This is a genomic window from Acidiphilium rubrum (assembly GCF_900156265.1).
Classification (GTDB): domain Bacteria; phylum Pseudomonadota; class Alphaproteobacteria; order Acetobacterales; family Acetobacteraceae; genus Acidiphilium; species Acidiphilium rubrum.
The window spans coordinates 236257-255841 of record NZ_FTNE01000002.1; the positions used below are offsets into that span (position 1 = coordinate 236257).

At 60.8% G+C, this 19585-nt stretch carries 28 protein-coding genes; 1 reads left to right on the plus strand and 27 read right to left on the minus strand.

Annotated features, from left to right (window positions below):
* Positions 1–39 precede the first annotated feature (39 nt).
* The 26 genes from BW994_RS02695 to rpsL all read right to left on the minus strand — a co-directional run bounded on the left by BW994_RS02695 (position 40) and on the right by rpsL (position 13933).
* Positions 40–723 (minus strand): adenylate kinase, encoded by a 684-nt coding sequence (locus BW994_RS02695; protein WP_029312073.1) that lies wholly within the window; start codon positions 721–723, stop codon positions 40–42.
* Positions 720–2069: a preprotein translocase subunit SecY gene (secY, locus tag BW994_RS02700; protein ID WP_029312072.1), complete on the minus strand. Its 1350-nt coding sequence runs from the start codon at positions 2067–2069 to the stop codon at positions 720–722. Before secY ends, BW994_RS02695 begins: the two co-directional genes overlap by 4 nt.
* A gap of 165 nt (positions 2070–2234) precedes the next feature.
* Positions 2235–2720, minus strand: coding sequence for a 50S ribosomal protein L15 (gene rplO / locus BW994_RS02705; RefSeq protein WP_029312071.1), 486 nt, complete (start codon positions 2718–2720; stop codon positions 2235–2237).
* Entirely contained in the window at positions 2717–2926 is a 210-nt protein-coding gene (gene rpmD / locus BW994_RS02710; RefSeq protein WP_029312070.1) for a 50S ribosomal protein L30, read from the minus strand. Before rpmD ends, rplO begins: the two co-directional genes overlap by 4 nt.
* The gene (gene rpsE, locus BW994_RS02715; protein WP_035228985.1) at positions 2919–3491 is read right to left on the minus strand and encodes a 30S ribosomal protein S5; all 573 of its coding nucleotides are present in this window, start codon (positions 3489–3491) and stop codon (positions 2919–2921) included. The genes rpmD and rpsE overlap by 8 nt, the downstream gene beginning before the upstream one ends.
* A 12-nt stretch (positions 3492–3503) precedes the next feature.
* Positions 3504–3866 carry a 50S ribosomal protein L18 gene (gene rplR / locus BW994_RS02720; RefSeq protein ID WP_029312068.1) on the minus strand — a complete coding sequence of 121 codons (363 nt, stop codon included), beginning with the start codon at positions 3864–3866 and terminating at the stop codon, positions 3504–3506.
* On the minus strand, positions 3866–4399 hold the full coding sequence (gene rplF, locus BW994_RS02725; protein ID WP_029312067.1) for a 50S ribosomal protein L6: 534 nt from the start codon (positions 4397–4399) through the stop codon (positions 3866–3868). The genes rplR and rplF overlap by 1 nt, the downstream gene beginning before the upstream one ends.
* Before the next feature lie 12 nt (positions 4400–4411).
* Positions 4412–4810: a 30S ribosomal protein S8 gene (gene rpsH, locus BW994_RS02730; RefSeq protein ID WP_029312066.1), complete on the minus strand. Its 399-nt coding sequence runs from the start codon at positions 4808–4810 to the stop codon at positions 4412–4414.
* Positions 4811–4822: 12 nt separating this feature from the next.
* Positions 4823–5128 carry a 30S ribosomal protein S14 gene (rpsN, locus tag BW994_RS02735; RefSeq protein ID WP_029312065.1) on the minus strand — a complete coding sequence of 102 codons (306 nt, stop codon included), beginning with the start codon at positions 5126–5128 and terminating at the stop codon, positions 4823–4825.
* Between the two features lie 118 nt (positions 5129–5246).
* Positions 5247–5801 (minus strand): 50S ribosomal protein L5, encoded by a 555-nt coding sequence (gene rplE / locus BW994_RS02740; RefSeq protein ID WP_029312064.1) that lies wholly within the window; start codon positions 5799–5801, stop codon positions 5247–5249.
* Positions 5802–5811: 10 nt separating this feature from the next.
* Positions 5812–6132, minus strand: coding sequence for a 50S ribosomal protein L24 (gene rplX / locus BW994_RS02745; RefSeq protein WP_029312063.1), 321 nt, complete (start codon positions 6130–6132; stop codon positions 5812–5814).
* A 1-nt stretch (position 6133) separates the two neighbouring features.
* Positions 6134–6502: a 50S ribosomal protein L14 gene (gene rplN, locus BW994_RS02750; protein WP_029312062.1), complete on the minus strand. Its 369-nt coding sequence runs from the start codon at positions 6500–6502 to the stop codon at positions 6134–6136.
* 1 nt (position 6503) lies between these two features.
* On the minus strand, positions 6504–6779 hold the full coding sequence (rpsQ, locus tag BW994_RS02755; RefSeq protein WP_029312061.1) for a 30S ribosomal protein S17: 276 nt from the start codon (positions 6777–6779) through the stop codon (positions 6504–6506).
* Positions 6780–6792: 13 nt separating this feature from the next.
* On the minus strand, positions 6793–6999 hold the full coding sequence (rpmC, locus tag BW994_RS02760; RefSeq protein ID WP_029312060.1) for a 50S ribosomal protein L29: 207 nt from the start codon (positions 6997–6999) through the stop codon (positions 6793–6795).
* A gap of 1 nt (position 7000) precedes the next feature.
* Positions 7001–7417: a 50S ribosomal protein L16 gene (gene rplP, locus BW994_RS02765; protein WP_029312059.1), complete on the minus strand. Its 417-nt coding sequence runs from the start codon at positions 7415–7417 to the stop codon at positions 7001–7003.
* Positions 7418–7432: 15 nt separating this feature from the next.
* Entirely contained in the window at positions 7433–8110 is a 678-nt protein-coding gene (gene rpsC, locus BW994_RS02770; RefSeq protein ID WP_029312058.1) for a 30S ribosomal protein S3, read from the minus strand.
* Positions 8110–8589, minus strand: a complete 480-nt coding sequence (gene rplV / locus BW994_RS02775; protein WP_051657367.1) for a 50S ribosomal protein L22 — start codon at positions 8587–8589, stop codon at positions 8110–8112. Before rplV ends, rpsC begins: the two co-directional genes overlap by 1 nt.
* Before the next feature lies 1 nt (position 8590).
* Positions 8591–8869, minus strand: a complete 279-nt coding sequence (rpsS, locus tag BW994_RS02780) for a 30S ribosomal protein S19 (protein WP_029312056.1) — start codon at positions 8867–8869, stop codon at positions 8591–8593.
* A gap of 3 nt (positions 8870–8872) precedes the next feature.
* Entirely contained in the window at positions 8873–9706 is an 834-nt protein-coding gene (rplB, locus tag BW994_RS02785; protein ID WP_029312055.1) for a 50S ribosomal protein L2, read from the minus strand.
* Between the two features lie 10 nt (positions 9707–9716).
* The gene (locus BW994_RS02790; protein WP_175612079.1) at positions 9717–10013 is read right to left on the minus strand and encodes a 50S ribosomal protein L23; all 297 of its coding nucleotides are present in this window, start codon (positions 10011–10013) and stop codon (positions 9717–9719) included.
* A gap of 41 nt (positions 10014–10054) precedes the next feature.
* The gene (rplD, locus tag BW994_RS02795; protein ID WP_029312053.1) at positions 10055–10714 is read right to left on the minus strand and encodes a 50S ribosomal protein L4; all 660 of its coding nucleotides are present in this window, start codon (positions 10712–10714) and stop codon (positions 10055–10057) included.
* A 4-nt stretch (positions 10715–10718) separates the two neighbouring features.
* Positions 10719–11393: a 50S ribosomal protein L3 gene (gene rplC, locus BW994_RS02800; RefSeq protein ID WP_029312052.1), complete on the minus strand. Its 675-nt coding sequence runs from the start codon at positions 11391–11393 to the stop codon at positions 10719–10721.
* Between the two features lie 17 nt (positions 11394–11410).
* A complete protein-coding gene (gene rpsJ, locus BW994_RS02805; RefSeq protein ID WP_029312051.1) occupies positions 11411–11719 on the minus strand; it encodes a 30S ribosomal protein S10 in 309 nt (102 codons plus the stop codon).
* Positions 11720–11820: 101 nt separating this feature from the next.
* Positions 11821–13008: an elongation factor Tu gene (tuf, locus tag BW994_RS02810; RefSeq protein ID WP_029312050.1), complete on the minus strand. Its 1188-nt coding sequence runs from the start codon at positions 13006–13008 to the stop codon at positions 11821–11823.
* Between the two features lie 64 nt (positions 13009–13072).
* The gene (gene rpsG, locus BW994_RS02815; RefSeq protein WP_029312049.1) at positions 13073–13549 is read right to left on the minus strand and encodes a 30S ribosomal protein S7; all 477 of its coding nucleotides are present in this window, start codon (positions 13547–13549) and stop codon (positions 13073–13075) included.
* A gap of 12 nt (positions 13550–13561) precedes the next feature.
* Positions 13562–13933 (minus strand): 30S ribosomal protein S12, encoded by a 372-nt coding sequence (rpsL, locus tag BW994_RS02820; protein ID WP_029312048.1) that lies wholly within the window; start codon positions 13931–13933, stop codon positions 13562–13564.
* A 353-nt stretch (positions 13934–14286) separates the two neighbouring features.
* Here rpsL and BW994_RS18795 point away from each other — a divergent pair, with 353 nt between their 5' ends.
* Positions 14287–15261 carry a GNAT family N-acetyltransferase gene (locus tag BW994_RS18795; protein ID WP_162176799.1) on the plus strand — a complete coding sequence of 325 codons (975 nt, stop codon included), beginning with the start codon at positions 14287–14289 and terminating at the stop codon, positions 15259–15261.
* Between the two features lie 114 nt (positions 15262–15375).
* On the opposite strand, the gene rpoC is transcribed toward BW994_RS18795, so the two are convergent.
* Positions 15376–19542, minus strand: coding sequence for a DNA-directed RNA polymerase subunit beta' (rpoC, locus tag BW994_RS02830; RefSeq protein ID WP_029312046.1), 4167 nt, complete (start codon positions 19540–19542; stop codon positions 15376–15378).
* Between the last annotated feature and the right edge of the window lie 43 nt (positions 19543–19585).

Sequence of the window (19585 nt, forward strand, 5' to 3'; positions counted from 1 at the left end):
CATCAATTTTTCGTGATGTCCCCGCGATACCTGTTCCGATCAGTCCGCAGACATCGCAACCGGCGCCGGAATCCCCGCCGCGCGCAATGCCGCCTCGATCGCGACCGTCACGTCATCCATATCAGCCATGCCATCCACCTCATAATAGATGTGACGACCCTGGTAATACGGCACGATCGGCGCTGTCTGGCGGTTATACGCGGTGAACCGCTGCTTCACCGTCACCGGGTTGTCATCCGGCCGCCGGGTGAACTCGGTCGAGCCACATTTGTCGCACACGCCGGCCTTCGCGGTCGGGTGCATCGAGTCGTGGTACCCGGTGCCGCATTGCGCACACGTAAACCGCCCGGCAATCCGCTCGACCAGCACGTCCTCATCGACCTTGAGCAGAATCACCGCCCGCAGATCCTGCTTCTCCGCCGCGAGCATCGCATCGAGCGCCTCGGCCTGCGGAACCGTGCGCGGAAACCCATCGAGGATAAAACCATGCCGGCAGTCATCCTGCGCCAACCGGTTGCGCAGCATGTTGATGATCAGATCATCCGAAACCAGCTCGCCAGCCTCCATCACCGATTTCGCGATCTTGCCCAATTCGGTCCCGGCCTTGACCTCGCCGCGCAGCATGTCACCCGTGGCAATCTGCCCGACGTGATAGCGCTCCTGCAAAATCTTCGCCTGGGTCCCTTTGCCGGCGCCAGGCGGGCCGAGGAGAATGATGTTCATCTGGTTCGTGTCCTTCCGCGGCCTTTTCTGATCAGGCCTTCATATTGATGTGCAAGCAAATGTGACTGGATCTGTGCGACCGTATCCATCGTCACTGAAACCACAATCAGCAGCGATGTGCCACCAAAATAATAGCCCGCGGCCAGATCGAACTGCCCGATCAAAAATTGTGGAATCAGACACACGATCACCAGATACCCCGCCCCGATCGTGGTTAGCCGGGTCAGCACGGTATCGAAATACTTCGCGGTATTCGCCCCCGGCCTGATCCCCGGCACGAACCCGCCGTATTTCTTCAGATTATCCGCGGTCTCCTCAGGGTTGAACACCACGGCGGTGTAGAAATACGAGAAAAAGATGATCAGCCCGGCGTACAGAATCATATAACCCGGCTGCCCGTTTGACAGCTGCCGCGCCAGAAACTGCAACCACGCCGGCCCGGTGCCATGGCTGAACCCCACGATGGTCGCCGGAATCAACAACAGCGAGCTTGCAAAAATCGGCGGAATCACGCCCGAGGTGTTCACCTTCATCGGCAGATGCGAGGCATCGCCACCAAACATCCGGTTGCCCACCTGGCGTTTCGGATACTGGATCAGCACCCGCCGCTGCGCACGCTCCATGAACACCACAAACGCCACGACAACCAGCGCCATGATGAAAAACCCGATCACGAACCCGGTCGAAAGCCCGCCCGTCGCACCCAACTGCAACACGCTGGCAATCGCGCCCGGAAACGCCGAGACAATCCCCGAAAAAATGATCAGGCTCGACCCGTTGCCGATCCCGCGCGAGGTGATCTGCTCACCGATCCACATCAAAAACACCGTGCCGCCGGTCAGCGTGATGATCGTCGTCACCAAAAAGAACCCGCCCGGCTCGATCACCGCCGGCCCGACCGCGCTGGTGATATGCTCAAGCCCGAGCGCAATGCCATAGGATTGCGCCAGCGCGATGAACACCGTCAGATACCGCGTATATTGATTGAGCTTCTGCTGCCCCGAAGCGCCCTCTTTTTTCAGCGTCTCCAGCGTCGGCACCGCCGCCTGCAACAACTGCATGATGATCGAGGCCGAAATATACGGCATGATGTTCAGCGCGAACACCGTCATCCGCCCGAGCGCGCCACCGGTGAACATGTTGAACATGCCCAGCACGCCGCCGCCGTTCTGCGCGAGCATGTGCTCCATCACCGTCGGATCGACGCCGGGGATCGGAATATACGTCCCCAGCCGGAACACGATCAGCGCACCCAGCGTAAACCAGATCCGCCTTTTGAGATCGGTCGCCTTCGACAGGGTTTCGAGATTGAAACTCGATGCAAGCTGTTCAGCAGCGGAAGCCATGAATGATCCCCAAATAACAACGGCGCCTCATGCGGATGAGACGCCGTTGCTTATATGCGTTGCACTAGAGACGGCAAGAACCAAATGCACTCGCCGCCTTTCGCTGCCCTTCGCGAGAAAGAGCCGTTCTTTTTTGTAAAAAAGAACCAAAAAACGCTCGATAATTTAGGCAGCTGCCGCTTCGGCTTTCGCCACCAGCGTTTTTACCGTGCCGCCGGCCTGCTCGATCGCCGCGATCGCTGTGGCCGACGCACCCGACACCACGATCTCGACCTTGGTCGAAATCTCGCCGCGCCCGAGCAGCCGCACGCCCGACAGCTTCGAACCGGCATACACGCCCGCCGCCCGCAGGTTTTCCTCGGTGATCGGCGCCGAAGCATCTAGCTTGCCCGCCGCGATCAACATCGCCAGCGTGCCCACGTTCAACGGCGCATAATCCTTGCGGTTCACATTGGTAAAGCCGCGCTTTGGCATACGCCGATAGATCGGCAGCTGACCACCCTCGAACCCGTTCAGCGAGACGCCTTCACGCGCCTTCTGACCCTTGACCCCCTTGCCAGAGGTCTTGCCCTTGCCCGACCCGATGCCACGGCCAAGCCGCTTCGATTTCAGGCGCGCACCCTGGTTGTCGCGCAGTTCATTCAGATTCATGGCTCAGTCCCTGGGGTCAATTCCTCGACCTTCAAAAGATGCGCGACCTTCTTGATCCGCCCCATGTTCTCGGGCGTCGTCGCCAGTTCGCGCGTGGAATGCATGTGGCGCAGCCCGAGCCCGACCAGAGTTTCCTTCTGGCCCGGCTTGCGCCCGATCGCCGACCCGGTCTGGGTGATGCGAACGCGTTTGATCGGATCAGACATCGGCCGCCACCTCTTTCTCACGCTTGGTGCCGAACAGATCCGCCACCTTCTTGCCGCGCCGCGCCGCAACCGTGCGCGGGCTCGCGCAATTCGCCAGCGCCGCGACCGTGGCCTTCACCATGTTGTGCGGGTTCCGGCTGCCGAGCGATTTGGCAACCACGTCGCCAATCCCCAGCGTCTCGAACACCGCGCGCATTGGCCCACCGGCAATAATCCCGGTACCCGCCGGCGCCGAACGCAACACCACATGACCGGCGCCGTAATGGCCCTCGATGTCATGATGCAGCGTGCGGCCTTCCTTCATCGGCACCCGGATCATGCCGCGCTTGGCACGCTCGGTCGCCTTGCGGATCGCCTCGGGCACTTCCTTCGCCTTGCCGGCGCCGAAACCAACGCGACCCTTCTGGTCACCAACCACCACCAGGGCGGCGAACGCAAACCGGCGTCCGCCCTTCACCACCTTGGCGACACGGTTGATGGTGACGAGCTTGTCGATCAGCTCATCGCCGTCCCGGTCCCGCTCGCGCTCGCGGCCACGACCGCCGTCTCGTGCTTCACGTGCCATGCGCTATGCTCCTCAGAAGTCCAAACCGCTCTCGCGAGCGGCATCGGCCAAGGCTTTCACCCGGCCATGATATTTATACGCACCACGATCGAATGCGACCTTGGTGATCCCGGCCTCTTTGGCGCGCTCGGCAACCAGCTTACCCACCGCCGCCGCAGCAGCCCGGTCAGCACCGGTCTTCAGATCGGCCTTCAACCCGGCATCCAGCGACGATGCCGCGGCGAGGGTACGCCCGGCCGCATCATCGATCACCTGGGCATAAATATGCTTGCCCGACCGGAACACCGAAAGCCGCAGCCTTCCGCCCGATTTCTGCTTCAGCTGGTAGCGCAGGCGCTGCCGGCGCCGCACTTCATTGTCATATGTCGCGGTCATTACTTCTTCTTGCCTTCCTTACGCCGGATCGCCTCGCCCTCGAACTTCACGCCCTTGCCCTTATAAGGCTCCGGCGGACGGAAGGCGCGGATCTCGGCACAAACCTGACCCACCAGCCGCTTGTCGATCCCCTCGACCTTGATCAAGGTCGGCTTCTCGCATGATATCTTGATGCCGGGGGGCACCGCAAACACCACATCATGCGAAAACCCCAGGTTCATCACCAGATTCGAGCCCTGCACCGAAGCGCGGAAACCCGTCCCGGTGATTTCCAGAACCTTCGCATAGCCCTTCGAGACACCCTCGACCATATTGGCCACATTCGCGCGCGTGGTGCCCCACATCATGCGAGATGCGGCTTCCTTGTTGCGCGGAATCACCGCCAGCTTGCCGTCCTCGAGCTTCGCCTCGACCCGCTCGGACACCGGCATGGTCAACTCGCCCAGCTTGCCCTTGGCGGTCAGAATCCCATCGACCACGGTGATCGAAACGCCCTGCGGCAGCGGAACCGGATATTTACCTACACGTGACATGATGCTGCCTCCTCAGAATACGCGGCAGAGCACTTCACCACCAACATTGGCAGTGCGCGCCTCGACATCGCTCATCACGCCGCGCGGCGTCGACAGGATGGATATCCCCAACCCGGCATAAACCCGCGGCAGCTCCTTGATCTTCGAATACACCCGGCGGCCCGGGCGAGAGATCCTGGTAATCTCCTTGATCACCGGTTCACCCTCGTTATACTTCAGTTCGATGCGCAGCTGCGCCACACCAGGGCGCAGATCCTCTTTCGAGAACCCGCGAATGAACCCCTCGCGCTTCAACACTTCGAGCACATTGGCCCGCAGATGCGAGGCCGGAGCGACACACATCGTGTGGCGCGCGCGCTGCGCATTACGGATACGGGTGAGCATGTCACCCAACGGATCAGACATCGACATGGCTTGCCCTCCTTACCAGCTGGCCTTGACCATGCCGGGGATCTGCCCGGCACTGGCCAAGTCGCGCAACGCGATGCGGCAAAGCTTGAATTTACGATAATTACCGCGCGAACGGCCGGTCAGCTCGCAACGCAGACGAACCCGCACCGCCGCACCATTGCGCGGCAGCTGGGCCAGTTTCATCGTCGCATCGAAACGGTCCTCGACCGGCAGGGTGCGATCCATCACGATCGCCTTCAGCACCGCGCGTTTGCCCTTGTCGCGCGCCGCCATCTTTTCCCGCCGCTTATTCCGATTGACCTGAGAGGTCTTCGCCATCGTCTTCTATCCTCCGGAACCTGTCAGCACCTGCCAACGGTTTTCCCTAAAAACTGTGTACGCGTCCAACCCACAATCGCCGAAACATCTCCCCCGGGCACCAACCCGGGCGATCCGCTCAAACGAAGGGAATGCTGAACCCCTTGAGCAGTGCCTTCGCCTCGGCGTCGTTCTTAGCCGTGGTGACAAACACAATGTCCATACCGCGCACGGTATCGACCTTGTCGTATTCGATTTCCGGAAACACGATCTGTTCCTTCATGCCCATGGCGAAATTGCCCCGGCCATCGAAACCCTTGCCCGAAATCCCGCGGAAATCGCGCACGCGCGGCAGAGCGATCGTGACCAGACGGTCCAGAAACTCATACATCCGCGCCCGGCGCAGCGTCACCTTGCACCCGATCGGCAGACCCTTGCGGATCTTGAACCCGGCGATCGCCTTTTTCGCCACGGTCTTGACCGGCTTCTGCCCGGCAATCAGCGTCAACTCGGCCACCGCCTGGTCGAGCTTCTTCTGATCGGCAGCCGCCTCGCCAACACCCATGTTGATGACGATCTTTTCCAATTTCGGAACCTGCATCACATTCGTGTAGCCGAATTCCTTCTGCAACGCCTCGCGCACCACATCGTGGTAATGCTGGTGCAGCCTCGTCTTGGCACTGGCCTCGCTCATGATACTACCCTCAACCGTCGATCACGGAATCGCTCTTGCGCGCGACCCGGACCTTGCGACCGTCCTCGAGCGTGCGAAAGCCGATACGCGTGGCCTTCTTCGTCTCAGGATCGATCAATGCGATATTCGACAAATGGATCGGCATTTCCTTGCTGATAATGCCGCCCGGCTCGCCCATGCCGCGCGCCTTGGTATGCTTCTTCGCAACCGCCACACCCTGAACCACAGCCTTGTTCACGGTCGGCAGCACGCGCAGCACTTCACCTTGGCGGCCCTTGCTGGCGCCGGAAATCACGACCACCTGGTCGCCCTTGCGGATACGTGCGGCCATATTACAGCACCTCCGGTGCCAGAGAAATGATCTTCATGAACTTGCGCGCGCGCAGTTCACGCGTCACCGGCCCAAAAATACGCGTGCCGATCGGCTCCATCTGCTTGTTGATCAGCACGGCCGCATTGCGGTCGAACCGGATCACGCTGCCATCGGCCCGGCGCACCGGATAGGCGGTTCGCACCACCACGGCCTGATGCACGTCGCCCTTCTTGACCTTGCCGCGCGGGATCGCATCCTTGATCGACACGACAATGACATCGCCGACCGAGGCGATCCGGCGCTTGGAACCGCCCAGCACCTTGATGCACTGCACCCGGCGTGCACCGGAATTGTCAGCAACATCCAGATTGGATTCAACAATAATCATATCAGGCCACCTGTGCTTCGGCTGAGGCCGGGGTCAGGGACTCGCCATTTCGTGCGGTCACCAGCCACGCCTTGCGCTTGCTGATCGGCGGGCATTCCTCGATGCGCACCAGATCACCGGTGGCGCAGATGTTTGCCTCGTCATGCGCCGCGTATTTCTTCGAGCGGCGGATGAATTTCTTGTACAGCGGATGCATGATGCGACGCTCGACAAGAACCGTCACGGTCTTGTCCATCTTGTCACTCACGACCCGCCCGGTCAGGACGCGCTTCGGCATAACTCGTAACCCCTCAAACCTTGGCCGAAGCGCGAAGGCGCTCAGCCATAATCGTCTTCACCCGTGCCACGTCACGGCGCGTCTTGCGCATCTGGCTGGTATTCTCCTGCTGGCCGGTGGCCCTCTGGAACCGCAGATTGAGCTGTTCACGCTTCAGATCGAGCAGGAAATCATTCGTCTCATCCGGCGTCTTGACCCGGATATCAGCTGCCTTGGTCATCTCACGCCTCCCCGATGCGGGTAACAATCTTCGTCTTGATCGGCAGTTTCGCCGCACCCAGCGTCAACGCCTCGCGCGCAATACCTTCGGCCACGCCGTCGATCTCGAACATGATGCGGCCCGGATGCACCCGCGCCACCCAGAACTCCGGGCTACCCTTGCCCGAGCCCATACGCACTTCGGCCGGCTTGGTCGAAACCGGCAGATCCGGAAAAATCCGGATCCACACGCGGCCCGCACGCTTCATCTGGCGGGTGATCGCACGACGCGCCGATTCGATCTGCCGCGCGGTAATCCGCTCCGGCTCCATCGCCTTCAGCCCGAACGTGCCGAAGTTCAACTGAGTATTCCCCTTGGCCAGGCCGTGGATACGGCCCTTGTGCGCCTTGCGGAACTTGGTTCGCTTTGGTGACAGCATAGTCTCAATCCTCGCTTAACGCTGCGGCGCTTGTTCGGCGGCCCGGCGGTCCTGCGCAAGCGGATCATGACCCATGATCTCGCCCTTGAAGATCCACACCTTCACGCCGCAGGTGCCATAAGTCGTCTTGGCCGTCGCGGTGCCGAAATCGATATCGGCGCGCAACGTGTGCAACGGCACCCGGCCCTCGCGATACCATTCCATCCGCGCAATCTCAGCACCACCGAGGCGGCCACCGCAATTGATCCGAATGCCCTGCGCACCCAGCCGCATCGCAGACTGCACCGCCCGCTTCATCGCCCGGCGGAACGCCACCCGGCGCTCGAGCTGCTGAGCAATGTTCTGTGCGACCAGCACAGCATCGATTTCCGGCTTGCGGATTTCGACGATGTTCAGCGACACCTCGGCCTTCGCCATCACCGACAATTCCTTCTTCAGAACGTCGATATCCTGGCCCTTCTTGCCGATCACCACGCCAGGGCGCGCCGCGTAAATCGTCACGCGCGGTTTCTTCGCCGGGCGCTCGATCAGCACCTTGGAAATGCCCGCGCCCGACAGCCGCGTCATCAGATGCTCGCGCAGCTTCAAATCGTCATGCAGCAGCTTGGCATAATCGGTGCCCGCAAACCACCGGCTGTCCCAGGTGCGGTTGATGCCGAGCCGCAGCCCGATCGGATTGACCTTGTGACCCATTACGCCTGCGCCCCTTCAATGACCGGACCTTCTGCGCCAACCGGCCGGTTACGACCCGCCGCACTCACGCCGCGCGCGCTGCTCGCACGCTTTTCCGCCTTCGTGATGATATCGCGTTCAGCGACCACGATGCGCAAATGGCTGAACCATTTCTCGACCCGCGCCGCCTTGCCGCGACCACGCGCCTGAAACCGGCGCATCACGATGCCGCGGCCGACTTCCGCCGTGGTGACGACCAAACGATCGACATCGAGCTGATGATTATTCTCGGCATTCGCCACCGCCGACTGCAACAGCTTCTTCACGTCCTGGGCGATCCGCTTCTTGCTGAACGTGAGTTCGGCAATCGCGCGGCCGGCCGGCAGGTTGCGAATCGAGGTCGCAACGATGTTGAGCTTGCGCGGGCTGACGCGAATATTGCGCAACACCGCCTCGGCTTCGGTTTCCGCCAGCATGCGGGGATGATTGGGCTTGCTCATATCAGCCTCGTTTCGCCTTCTTGTCGGCCGAATGGCCGGTGAAACTGCGGGTCGGCGAGAATTCGCCGAACTTGTGGCCGACCATGTTCTCGTTGACCTGAACCGGCAGAAACTTCCGGCCATTGTAAACGCCGAACGTCAAACCGACGAACTGCGGCAAAATGGTCGAGCGGCGCGACCAGATCTTGATGATCTCGTTGCGGCCCGAAGCGCGCGAGGTCTCGGCCTTGGCCAGCATATACCCGTCAACGAACGGGCCTTTCCATACGGAGCGTGTCATCGATCAGCCCTTCCCGACCTTACGGCGCCGGATGATCAGATCATCCGTCCGCTTGTTCGAACGTGTCTTGTAACCCTTGGTCGGCTTGCCCCACGGCGTCACCGGATGACGACCGCCAGAGGTCCGGCCTTCACCACCACCCAACGGGTGATCGACCGGGTTCATCGACACGCCACGGTTATGCGGCCGCCGGCCCAGCCAGCGATTGCGCCCGGCCTTGCCGAGTTCCTGGTTCGAATGGTCCGGGTTCGACACCGCACCGATCGTCGCCATGCACTCGCCCCGGATCAACCGCAGCTCGCCCGACATCAGCTTGACCTGGGCATAGCCCTGATCCTTGCCGACCAGCTGCGCAAACGTGCCCGCCGAGCGCGCCATCTTACCGCCGGCCCCTGCCTTGATCTCGATATTGCAAATGATCGTGCCGACCGGAATCGCCGACAGCGGCATCGCATTACCCGGCTTGATGTCGACCTTCAGGCCAGACACCACCTGATCGCCAACCTTCAATCGCTGCGGCGCCAGAATATACGACAACTCCCCGTCGGCATATTTTACCAACGCGAGAAACGCCGACCGGTTCGGATCGTATTCCAACCGCTCGACAATCGCCGCCACATCGAATTTGCGGCGCTTGAAATCGACCAACCGGTAAGTCCGCTTGTGTCCGCCGCCCCGGAAATAGCTGGTGGTACGGCCATGATTGTTGCGCCCGCCGGTGGAGTGCTTGCCTTCGGTCAAACCCTTGACCGGCTTGCCCTTCCACAATTCCGAGCGATCGATCAGGACGGTGCCGCGCAGGCTCGCCGTGACCGGTTTGAAATGTTTCAATGCCATCGGTTTCGCCTTACGCCAGACGCGTCGTGAAATCGATCAACTGGCCTTCGGCCAGCGTCACGAACGCTTTTTTCAGATCAGATCGCTTGCCCGGCCGACCCTTGAAGCGCTTCGCCTTGCCCTTCTGGATCAGCGTGTTCACGCCGGTCACCTTCACGCCGAACAACCCCTCGACCGAGGCCTTGATCATCGGCTTGGTCGCATCGATCGCAACCTTGAACCCGACCTGGTTCCGCTCCGAAAGGGCGGTCGCCTTCTCGGTGATCAGCGGTCCGCGGATCACATCAAACATCGCCTCGCGCGACAACACGGGCTTCTTTGCCGCCGGTGCCTTGCTCACACTGGTGCTCATGCCGCGATCTCCTCATGCGAGGCTTCGCCAGCCGGAACTTTCTCCGCCAGGCGCAGCTTCAAACCCTCAAGACCGGCCGTCGTGATCGCCAGAATATCGTGGTGCAGAATGTCATACACATTCGCCCCCACCACCGGCAGCACATCGATCCCGACCAGATTGCGGCTCGCCCGGGCAAACCCGTCATCGACCACCGCATCGACCACCAAAGTCCGCCCCCAGCCGAGCTTCTTGATCTTGCTGCTCAGCTCGGACGTCTTGGCGACACCCGCAACCGTATCCAGCACGACCAGCTTGCCCTCGAGCGCCTTCTGCGACAGCGCAAAAATCAACCCAAGCCGGCGTACCTTCTTGTTCAGCGAATACCCATGATCCCGCACGACCGGACCATGCACCACACCACCGGTGCGGAACTGCGGCGCGCGCAACGAACCCTGGCGCGCATTACCAGTACCCTTCTGGCGGAACGGCTTCTTCGTGGTGCCCTGCACCTCGCCCATGCCCTTGGTCTTGTGCGTGCCGGCGCGGCGCTTCGCCAACTGCCAATGCACGACACGCGCCATGATATCCGGCCGCGGCGCCATGCCGAAATACTCTTCCGGCAACTCGATCTTGCCGGCGGTCTCGGCTTGCAGATTATAAATATCGTATTCCATCGTCTCAGCCTTTCAACGCGGCAGGATAGGCCGCATCGGCCGGACGGGCTTTCTTCACCGCGTCACGCACGAACACATAGCCGTTCTTCGCACCGGGAATGCCGCCCTTGATCATGATCAGCCCGCGCGCCTCATCGACCGCCGCGATCTCGAGATTCATCGTGGTGATCCGCTTGTCACCCAGATGACCCGCCATCTTCTTGTTCTTGAAGGTCTTGCCCGGATCCTGGCGATTACCGGTCGAGCCCAGCGAACGATGGCTGATCGAAACGCCATGCGAGGCTTCAAGACCAGCAAAGTTCCAGCGCTTCATGCCGCCGGCAAACCCCTTGCCCTTGCTGATGCCCGCGACATCCACCTTCTGGCCCGCCGCGAAATGCGTAGGCGACAGAACCGCACCGGTCTCCAGCACGGCATCATCCGCCACGCGGAACTCAACCAGCTTCATCGCCGGTTCGACCTTCGCGCTCGCATAATGACCCTTCATCGGCTTCGACACATTCTTGGTCTTGGCATGGCCAAAACCCAGCTGAACCGCCGCATAGCCGTCGGATTCCACAGTCTTCGCCATCACCACCCGCACGTCGTCCATGTGCAGAACGGTGACCGGCACATGGGTGCCGTCATCCCTGAACAACCGGGTCATCCCCAGCTTCTTTGCAATAATACCGGTGCGCATCACACTACTTCCAGATATCAGATCTTGATTTCGACATCGACGCCGGCCGCAAGGTCGAGCTTCATCAGCGCGTCAACCGTCTGCGGGGTCGGATCGACAATGTCGAGCAGCCGCAGATGAGTGCGGATTTCGAATTGTTCACGGCTCTTCTTATCGACATGCGGCGAACGGTTGACGGTGAAACGCTCGATATGCGTCGGCAGGGGAATCGGCCCCCGAACCTGCGCGCCCGTCCGCCGTGCGGTGTTCACGATCTCCTTGGTGCTGTTGTCGAGCACCCGGTGATCATACGCCTTGAGGCGAATACGGATATTCTGATTGTCCATCGTCAAAACCTATAGTCGTTACAAAGAGCGGGGGTAGAAAGTCAAAAAACCACCCCGCCCACCGGCATGAACCGGAAGGCGGGGCTATATCAAACCGAAGTCTACTTCGTGACCTTGGCGACGACGCCCGAACCAACGGTCCGGCCGCCTTCACGAATGGCGAAACGCAAGCCCTCATCCATCGCGATCGGCGCGATCAGCTCGACATCCACGGTCACGTTGTCGCCCGGCATCACCATCTCGACGCCATCCGGCAAGGTCACCACACCGGTCACATCGGTGGTGCGGAAGTAAAACTGCGGGCGGTAGTTGGTAAAGAACGGCGTATGACGGCCACCCTCTTCCTTATTCAGAATATACACCGAGCCCGAGAAATTGGTGTGCGGCGTGATCGAGCCGGGAGCCGCCAGAACCTGGCCACGCTCGACATCTTCACGTTTTGTGCCGCGCAAGAGCGCGCCAATATTGTCGCCGGCTTGGCCCTGATCGAGCAGCTTGCGGAACATTTCAACGCCGGTGACGATCGTCTTCACGGTGGCCTTCAGACCCACGATCTCGACTTCGTCGCCAACCTTGACAATACCACGCTCGACGCGGCCGGTCACCACGGTGCCACGACCCGAGATCGAGAACACGTCTTCAACCGGCATCAGGAACGGCTTGTCGATCGGGCGTTCCGGCTGCGGAATATACGCATCGACCGCCGCCATCAGCTCGATCACGGCCTGCTCGCCGATTTCCTGCTGCTTGTCTTCCAGCGCGCACAGCGCCGAACCCTTGATGATGGGGATATCATCGCCGGGATATTCATACTTGTTCAGCAGATCGCGCACTTCCATCTCGACCAGCTCAACCAGGTCGGGATCGGCCATGTCCATCTTGTTCAGGAACACGACGAGCGCCGGCACGCCAACCTGACGGGCGAGCAGGATATGCTCGCGGGTCTGCGGCATCGGGCCGTCGGCGGCCGAAACCACCAGAATGGCGCCGTCCATCTGCGCCGCACCGGTGATCATGTTCTTCACATAGTCAGCATGGCCGGGGCAATCGACATGGGCATAATGCCGGTTCGCCGTCTCGTACTCGACATGCGCGGTCGCGATCGTGATGCCACGAGCGCGTTCTTCCGGCGCCGCATCGATGCTGTCATAGGCGCGGAACGTCGCACCGCCCGACTTTGCCAGCACCTTGGTGATGGCCGCGGTCAGCGACGTCTTGCCATGATCGACGTGGCCGATCGTGCCAATGTTGCAGTGCGGTTTGTTCCGCTCGAATTTAGCCTTGGCCATAGGTATCTCCGTCTCGTATTTGGTTCAGCGCCGCACTCAAAACCGGCGTCAGATGAGTTTCCGTCTACCAGCGATAATGGCTGAACGCCTTGTTGGCTTCGGCCATGCGATGCGTGTCTTCACGCTTCTTCACTGCCGCACCACGGTTGTTCACCGCGTCCAGCAGCTCGTTCGACAACCGGTCCTCCATCGTGTGCTCGCCCCGCTTGCGTGCACTCTCGATGATCCAGCGAATCGCCAAAGCCTGGCGCCGCTCGGTCCGCACTTCGACCGGAACCTGATACGTCGCACCACCAACCCGGCGCGACCGCACCTCGATCGCCGGCTTCACATTATCAAGCGCCTCATGAAACATCCGAACCGGATCGGCATTGTTGCCGCCCCGCTTCTTCAAACTGTCCAGCGCACCATAAACAATGGTCTCAGCGGCCGATTTCTTGCCATCATACATCAGCACGTTCATGAAACGGCTGATCACCACATCACCGAATTTCGGATCGGGCAAAACTTCGCGCTTGGTCGCGGAATGACGTCTGCTCACAATCTGATCTCCTTACTTCGGCCGCTTCGCGCCATACAGCGAACGACGCTGACGACGCTTGGCAATGCCCTGGGTATCGAGAACGCCACGCAGAATATGGTACCGCACGCCCGGCAAATCCTTCACGCGGCCACCACGGATCAACACCACCGAGTGCTCCTGCAGATTATGCCCCTCACCCGGAATGTAGCTCACCACCTCGTAGCCGTTGGTGAGGCGCACCTTGGCAACCTTACGCAACGCCGAGTTCGGCTTCTTCGGGGTCGTGGTATAAACGCGGGTGCAAACACCACGCTTCTGCGGGCAGTTCTGCAGCGCCGGCACCTTGTTGCGCTTGGCCCGAACTTCACGCCCCTTGGCGATCAACTGATTGATAGTCGGCATGCACTCGTCGTCCTTCTGGCCTAAATCCGTCTCGCCGGGATCACCCGTCACGCGCTCATACAAACACCGCAGGGCGGAGAACACTCCACCTGCGGCAACCCAGACCCGCAACCTAAGTCAACCCCAAGGGACGACGGCGCCGCAAGCGTGAGAATAATGAACGGCGCGACCAGGAATTCCCCGCGTCTCGCTGAGGCGCCACCCTTAAGAGCCAGGCTCCCCAGAGTCAAGTCGATTCCCCCGAAAAAGGCCAGGGCTCTGCCCTGGACCCGCTGGGGCCTTAGGCCCCAGACCCCACTGGAAAGAGAATGATTTTGTTGCGCCGATGCCGGGGGCATGGAAGGGTATGGCCGGTGACCCAGGCATTTCCACCATCGCTCGAAATCAGCGTGATCGACCGTCGAAATATCGACTTATGGTTCCAAATCGGCCCGAAGCCTGCAAAAGCTCAAGCAGCACGGAACCGAGTGTTGGCTAACATCTCCTCAAACACACCTCACAACGTAGTCCGCCTCGTCGCACATCAGGGATTTGAGACATACGCGAGAATTGCAACCGAAATCGATTCCCGGGGTCGGTTTCAGGTCTGGCCGCCTGTCTTCGCTGATACGTTATCAATGTGCCACAAAAAAAATCTCGCCGGTTTGATACTGAACCGAACACTGGAACTATTTTCCGAAGTTGAAATCAAATATAGTGAGACTCGCTTTCTCGAGAGTCACCCTGCTGCGTCAGTCTGGCTTGATGCCGTGGTCGCTGACCGCTTTGAATTCACTGCGGCAGCCGCTATCCTGACCCATCGACGCTCAGCAACGACGCGAAAGAGTTCAATCGCCCGCAGCATCACTGGCGGGGGTCATTTCACAGAAACCGATCTGCTTGATCTTTACCTCGCATGCCAAACCGATACGATGGACCGAGCCGATAATGACCCCCTGATCGACTTGCGAGCTGATATGGCGGAATTTCTCGATCCTGCCGAACCCAGCGCCGATCGTACCATCTGGCTGGTCGCAACCGAGGGCGACAAGCCCATCGGGCTCCTCATCCCCCAGATTGATCGTGAAACACGGTCAGGATGGATCGCCTACGTGGGTGTGACCAAATCCCATAGGGGCAAACGTGTCGGCACAGCGCTGATTGAACGCTGTCTCGCCGATCACGACGTCCCAGGACTGCAATTCAAAGCCATGGTCGATCTGATCAACGACCCCTCCATAAAACTCCATCGATCGAGCGGTTTCGCAGATACGTTCGACCGATTCATCACCTACCGCAAACCTTGGAGCCGTGCCGCGGACGATAGCGCAGCAGCCGCACCAATCTGAGGTTCCCAAAAGTTTTTTGCTTCTTTTTTACAAAAAAGAAGCCTGCCTCCCTGAACCTAAAAAAAACCGGCACCCCGAAGGATGCCGGCTTCTTCGTTCCACCAAACGCCGCCGTTACTCCGCCGCAACCTCGCGGCGTGACGGCAGCGCCGTGCGCGTCTGCGCCAGCGTCGTCTTGTCCCGCCCCGCGGCAATCGCGCGCAACCGGCTCATCACGCTGCCGGTACCCGCCGGGATCAACCGCCCGACGATCACGTTCTCCTTCAACCCGAGCAGATGATCGGTCTTGCCCGCGGTCGCCGCTTCGGTCAGCACCCGCGTGGTTTCCTGGAACGAGGCCGCCGAGATAAAGCTCAGCGTCTGCAGGCTCGCCTTGGTAATACCCTGCAGCACCGGCAGCCCGCTCGCCGCCCGTTCGTCCAGCTTCACCCGCCGCTCGTTCTCCGTCTCGAACTCGATCCGGTCGACCAGCTCGCCGATCAGATACGTCGTATCCCCCGGCTCGGTGATCTCGATCTTCTGCAGCATCTGGCGCACCACGACTTCGATATGCTTGTCGTTGATCTTCACGCCCTGCAGTCGATAGACATCCTGGATTTCGTTGACCAGATAGTCCGACAACGCCTCGACGCCGAGCACCCGCAGAATATCATGCGGCACGCGCGGACCATCGACCAGCGGATCACCCCGGTGCACGTAATCGCCCTCCTGCACCGACATGTGCTTGCCCTTCGGCAACAAATACTCGGTCTCCTCGCCGGTCTCGTCGTTCTTGACCAGAATGCGGCGCTTCGCCTTGTAATCCTTGCCAATTTCCACCCGACCATCGATTTCCGCGATGATCGCGTGATCCTTCGGCCGCCGCGCCTCGAACAATTCCGCCACACGCGGCAGACCGCCCGTGATGTCACGGGTTTTCGAACCTTCGCGCGGCATCCGTGCCAGCACGTCACCAGCCTGCACCGTCGCACCGTTCTCAACCGACAGGATCGAATCCGGCGGCAGGAACGAACGCGCTTCGGCGCCGTTGGCCAGGCGCACGATCTCGCCCTTCTCGTCCTTCAGCAGCAGGCGCGGCCGCAAATCCGCACCCTTGGCCGATTGCTTGTAATCGACCACCACTTTCGAGGTCAGCCCGGTCACGTCATCGACCCGTTCGACCAAGGTCACACCTTCGAGCAGATCGGCGAATTCGACCACGCCGCCCCGCTCGGTGATGATCGGCAGGGTGTAGGGGTCCCACTCGGCGAGTTTCTCGCCGCGCGTCACGCTCTGGCCTTCCTCGGTCAGCAACCGCGCACCGTACGGCACCCGGAACTTCGCGCGTTCACGCCCGGCCGCATCGGTAATCGCAAGTTCGCAGTTGCGGCTCATCACCACCGGCACGCCGGCCGAATTGGCCACCACGTTGCGGTTCTTCACCGTCACCGTCCCGTCATGGCTCGCCTCGACGTTCGACTGCTCGGCACCCCGCTGCGCCGCCCCACCGATATGGAAGGTGCGCATCGTCAGCTGCGTGCCCGGCTCACCGATCGACTGCGCCGCGATCACACCCACCGCCTCGCCGGCATTCACCGGCGTGCCGCGTGCCAGATCACGCCCGTAGCACATCGCGCAGACGCCGACTTTCGACTCGCAGGTCAGCACCGAGCGGATCTTCACCTGCTCGACGCCGGTCTTGTCGATCCGGTCCGCCTCGATCTCCTCGATCAGCGTATTCGCCGCAATGATCAGCGAACCGTCAGTCGGATCGAACACGTCCTCGGCCGTGGTCCGCCCCAGGGTCCGCTCGGCGAGGCCGGAAATCACCTCACCGCCATCCATCACGGCCCGCACGGTCAAGCCGCGCTCGGTGCCGCAATCATGCGCGATGATGATGCAATCCTGCGCCACATCGACCAGTCGCCGGGTCAGATAGCCCGAGTTCGCCGTCTTCAACGCAGTATCCGCCAACCCCTTACGCGCTCCATGTGTCGAGTTAAAATACTCGGCAACAGTTAAGCCTTCCTTAAAGTTGGACAAAATCGGCTGCTCGATGATCTCGCCCGAAGGCTTGGCCATCAACCCGCGCATACCCGCCAGCTGACGCATCTGGGTCGGCGACCCACGCGCGCCGGAATGGCTCATCATCCACACCGAATTGGTCTGCTTGCCCGGCTCCTGCTTGGAAATCTCGCGCATCATCGCGGCCGCAACCGTGTCGTTACAACGCGACCACGCATCGATCACCTTGTTGTAGCGCTCGCCCGCCGTGATCAAACCGTCATGATACTGCGCCTCGAATTCCTTGACCTCGGCCTGCGTCTTCTCGAGCAGATCCTGCTTCTCGGCCGGAATCACCATGTCGTCCTTGCCGAACGAAATGCCCGCCTTGGCCGCATGGGTGAACCCGAGCGCCATCAGCCGGTCACAGAAAATCACCGCCTCTTTCTGGCCGGTATGGCGATACACCGCATCGATCACGTCCGACACGGTCTTCTTGGTCAACTGGCGGTTCACCAGCGCATACGGCACTTCATGATGCTTCGGCAGCAAATTACCGATCATCGTGCGCCCCGCCGTGGTCGCCACCACCTGATACGAAACCGTGCCATCCGCCGCGGTCACCGCCACGCGCGCGCGGATGCGGTCGTGCAGCTTGATCCGCTTGGCGCTCAGCGCGTGCTCGATCTCGCCGGCATTGCCGAACGCCGGCGCATCCTTATCGGCAACACCCGAAAACTCCGGCGTCTCCAGCGACAGATAATACAGCCCGAGCACAATGTCCTGGCTCGGCACAATAATCGGCTTGCCGTTCGCCGGGTTCAGAATATTGTTCGTGCTCATCATCAGCACGCGCGCTTCCAACTGCGCCTCGATCGACAGCGGCACGTGCACCGCCATCTGATCGCCGTCGAAATCGGCATTGAACGCGGTGCAGACCAGCGGATGCAGCTGAATCGCCTTGCCTTCGATCAAAATCGGCTCGAACGCCTGAATGCCCAGGCGATGCAAGGTCGGCGCGCGGTTCAGCATCACCGGATGCTCGCGGATCACCTCTTCGAGAATGTCCCACACCTCGGGACGCTCCTTCTCGACCATCCGCTTCGCCGCCTTGATGGTGGTGGCGAGCCCGTATTTCTCGAGCTTGGCGTAGATGAACGGCTTGAACAATTCGAGCGCCATCTTCTTCGGCAGGCCGCACTGGTGCAGCTTGAGCTCCGGCCCGACCACGATGACCGAACGGCCCGAGTAATCGACGCGCTTGCCCAGCAGGTTCTGGCGGAACCGCCCCTGCTTGCCCTTCAACATGTCCGACAGCGACTTCAACGGCCGCTTGTTGGTCCCGGTAATCGCCCGGCCGCGCCGCCCGTTGTCGAACAGCGCATCCACGCTTTCCTGCAACATGCGCTTCTCGTTGCGGACAATAATATCCGGCGCACGCAATTCGATCAGCCGCTTCAAACGATTGTTGCGGTTAATCACCCGGCGATACAGATCGTTCAAATCAGAGGTCGCAAAACGCCCGCCGTCCAACGGCACCAAGGGCCGCAGTTCCGGCGGAATCACCGGCACCACGTCCAAAATCATCCACTCCGGCCGCGTGCCGGATTCAATGAACGCCTCGACCAGCTTCAACCGCTTGACCAGCTTCTTGCGCTTCGCCTCGGACGTCGCTTCCTTCAAATCCGCCCGCATGGTGACCTGCTCGGTCTCCAGATCGACCTGTGCGAGGATCGACTTGATCGCCTCCGCGCCGATGCCGGCCTTGAACCCGTCATCGCCGAACTCGTCCTGCTTGGCGTACAGATCATCTTCCGACAGCAGCTGATAGCGCTTCAGATCCGTGGTGTACGGATCGAGCACGATATAGCTCTCGAAATACAGAACCTTCTCCAGATCCTTCAGGGTCATCTCGACCATGGTGGCAATCCGGCTCGGCAGCGACTTCAAAAACCAGATATGCGCCACCGGCGAGGCAAGCTCGATATGCCCCATCCGCTCGCGCCGCACCTTGGCCAAGGTCACCTCGACGCCGCATTTCTCGCAGATGATGCCACGGAACTTCATCCGCTTGTACTTGCCGCACAGGCACTCGTAATCCTTGATCGGCCCGAAAATACGGGCACAGAACAACCCGTCCCGCTCCGGCTTGAAGGTACGGTAGTTGATGGTTTCGGGCTTCTTGATCTCACCGAACGACCACGAGCGGATCTGCTCGGGCGAGGCGATCTGAATGCGGATCTGGTCGAAAGTCGCGGCCTGGCCGGTCTGGCCCAGAATCTTCATCAAGTCGTTCATGCAACAATCCCTTTCATCGACGCGGCGTGGCAACCCCACCCCG

Coding starts and splice junctions, on each gene's coding strand:
- BW994_RS02695 (WP_029312073.1), bottom strand. CDS start 723: ATGAACATCATTCTCCTCGGCCCGCCTGGCGCCGGCAAAGGGACCCAG.
- rplO (WP_029312071.1), bottom strand. CDS start 2,720: ATGAATCTGAATGAACTGCGCGACAACCAGGGTGCGCGCCTGAAATCG.
- rplE (WP_029312064.1), bottom strand. CDS start 5,801: ATGAGCGAGGCCAGTGCCAAGACGAGGCTGCACCAGCATTACCACGAT.
- secY (WP_029312072.1), bottom strand. CDS start 2,069: ATGGCTTCCGCTGCTGAACAGCTTGCATCGAGTTTCAATCTCGAAACC.
- rplD (WP_029312053.1), bottom strand. CDS start 10,714: ATGGAATACGATATTTATAATCTGCAAGCCGAGACCGCCGGCAAGATC.
- rpoC (WP_029312046.1), bottom strand. CDS start 19,542: ATGAACGACTTGATGAAGATTCTGGGCCAGACCGGCCAGGCCGCGACT.
- rpmC (WP_029312060.1), bottom strand. CDS start 6,999: ATGACCAAGGCAGCTGATATCCGGGTCAAGACGCCGGATGAGACGAAT.
- rplC (WP_029312052.1), bottom strand. CDS start 11,393: ATGCGCACCGGTATTATTGCAAAGAAGCTGGGGATGACCCGGTTGTTC.
- rplN (WP_029312062.1), bottom strand. CDS start 6,502: ATGATTATTGTTGAATCCAATCTGGATGTTGCTGACAATTCCGGTGCA.
- rpsN (WP_029312065.1), bottom strand. CDS start 5,128: ATGGCGAAGACCTCTCAGGTCAATCGGAATAAGCGGCGGGAAAAGATG.
- rplP (WP_029312059.1), bottom strand. CDS start 7,417: ATGCTGTCACCAAAGCGAACCAAGTTCCGCAAGGCGCACAAGGGCCGT.
- rpsS (WP_029312056.1), bottom strand. CDS start 8,869: ATGACACGCTCCGTATGGAAAGGCCCGTTCGTTGACGGGTATATGCTG.
- tuf (WP_029312050.1), bottom strand. CDS start 13,008: ATGGCCAAGGCTAAATTCGAGCGGAACAAACCGCACTGCAACATTGGC.
- rplB (WP_029312055.1), bottom strand. CDS start 9,706: ATGGCATTGAAACATTTCAAACCGGTCACGGCGAGCCTGCGCGGCACC.
- rplF (WP_029312067.1), bottom strand. CDS start 4,399: ATGTCACGTGTAGGTAAATATCCGGTTCCGCTGCCGCAGGGCGTTTCG.
- rpsJ (WP_029312051.1), bottom strand. CDS start 11,719: ATGGACAATCAGAATATCCGTATTCGCCTCAAGGCGTATGATCACCGG.
- rpsC (WP_029312058.1), bottom strand. CDS start 8,110: ATGGGTCACAAGGTCAATCCGATCGGGCTGCGGCTCGGCATCAACCGC.
- rpsE (WP_035228985.1), bottom strand. CDS start 3,491: ATGGCACGTGAAGCACGAGACGGCGGTCGTGGCCGCGAGCGCGAGCGG.
- rpsQ (WP_029312061.1), bottom strand. CDS start 6,779: ATGCCGAAGCGCGTCCTGACCGGGCGGGTCGTGAGTGACAAGATGGAC.
- rpsL (WP_029312048.1), bottom strand. CDS start 13,933: ATGCCGACTATCAATCAGTTGATCGCCAAGGGGCGTGAAGTTCGGGCC.
- rplX (WP_029312063.1), bottom strand. CDS start 6,132: ATGGCCGCACGTATCCGCAAGGGCGACCAGGTGGTCGTGATTTCCGGC.
- rpsH (WP_029312066.1), bottom strand. CDS start 4,810: ATGTCGATGTCTGATCCGTTGGGTGACATGCTCACCCGTATCCGTAAT.
- rplV (WP_051657367.1), bottom strand. CDS start 8,589: ATGAGCAAGCCCAATCATCCCCGCATGCTGGCGGAAACCGAAGCCGAG.
- rpmD (WP_029312070.1), bottom strand. CDS start 2,926: ATGTCTGATCCGATCAAACGCGTTCGCATCACCCAGACCGGGTCGGCG.
- rplR (WP_029312068.1), bottom strand. CDS start 3,866: ATGACCGCGACATATGACAATGAAGTGCGGCGCCGGCAGCGCCTGCGC.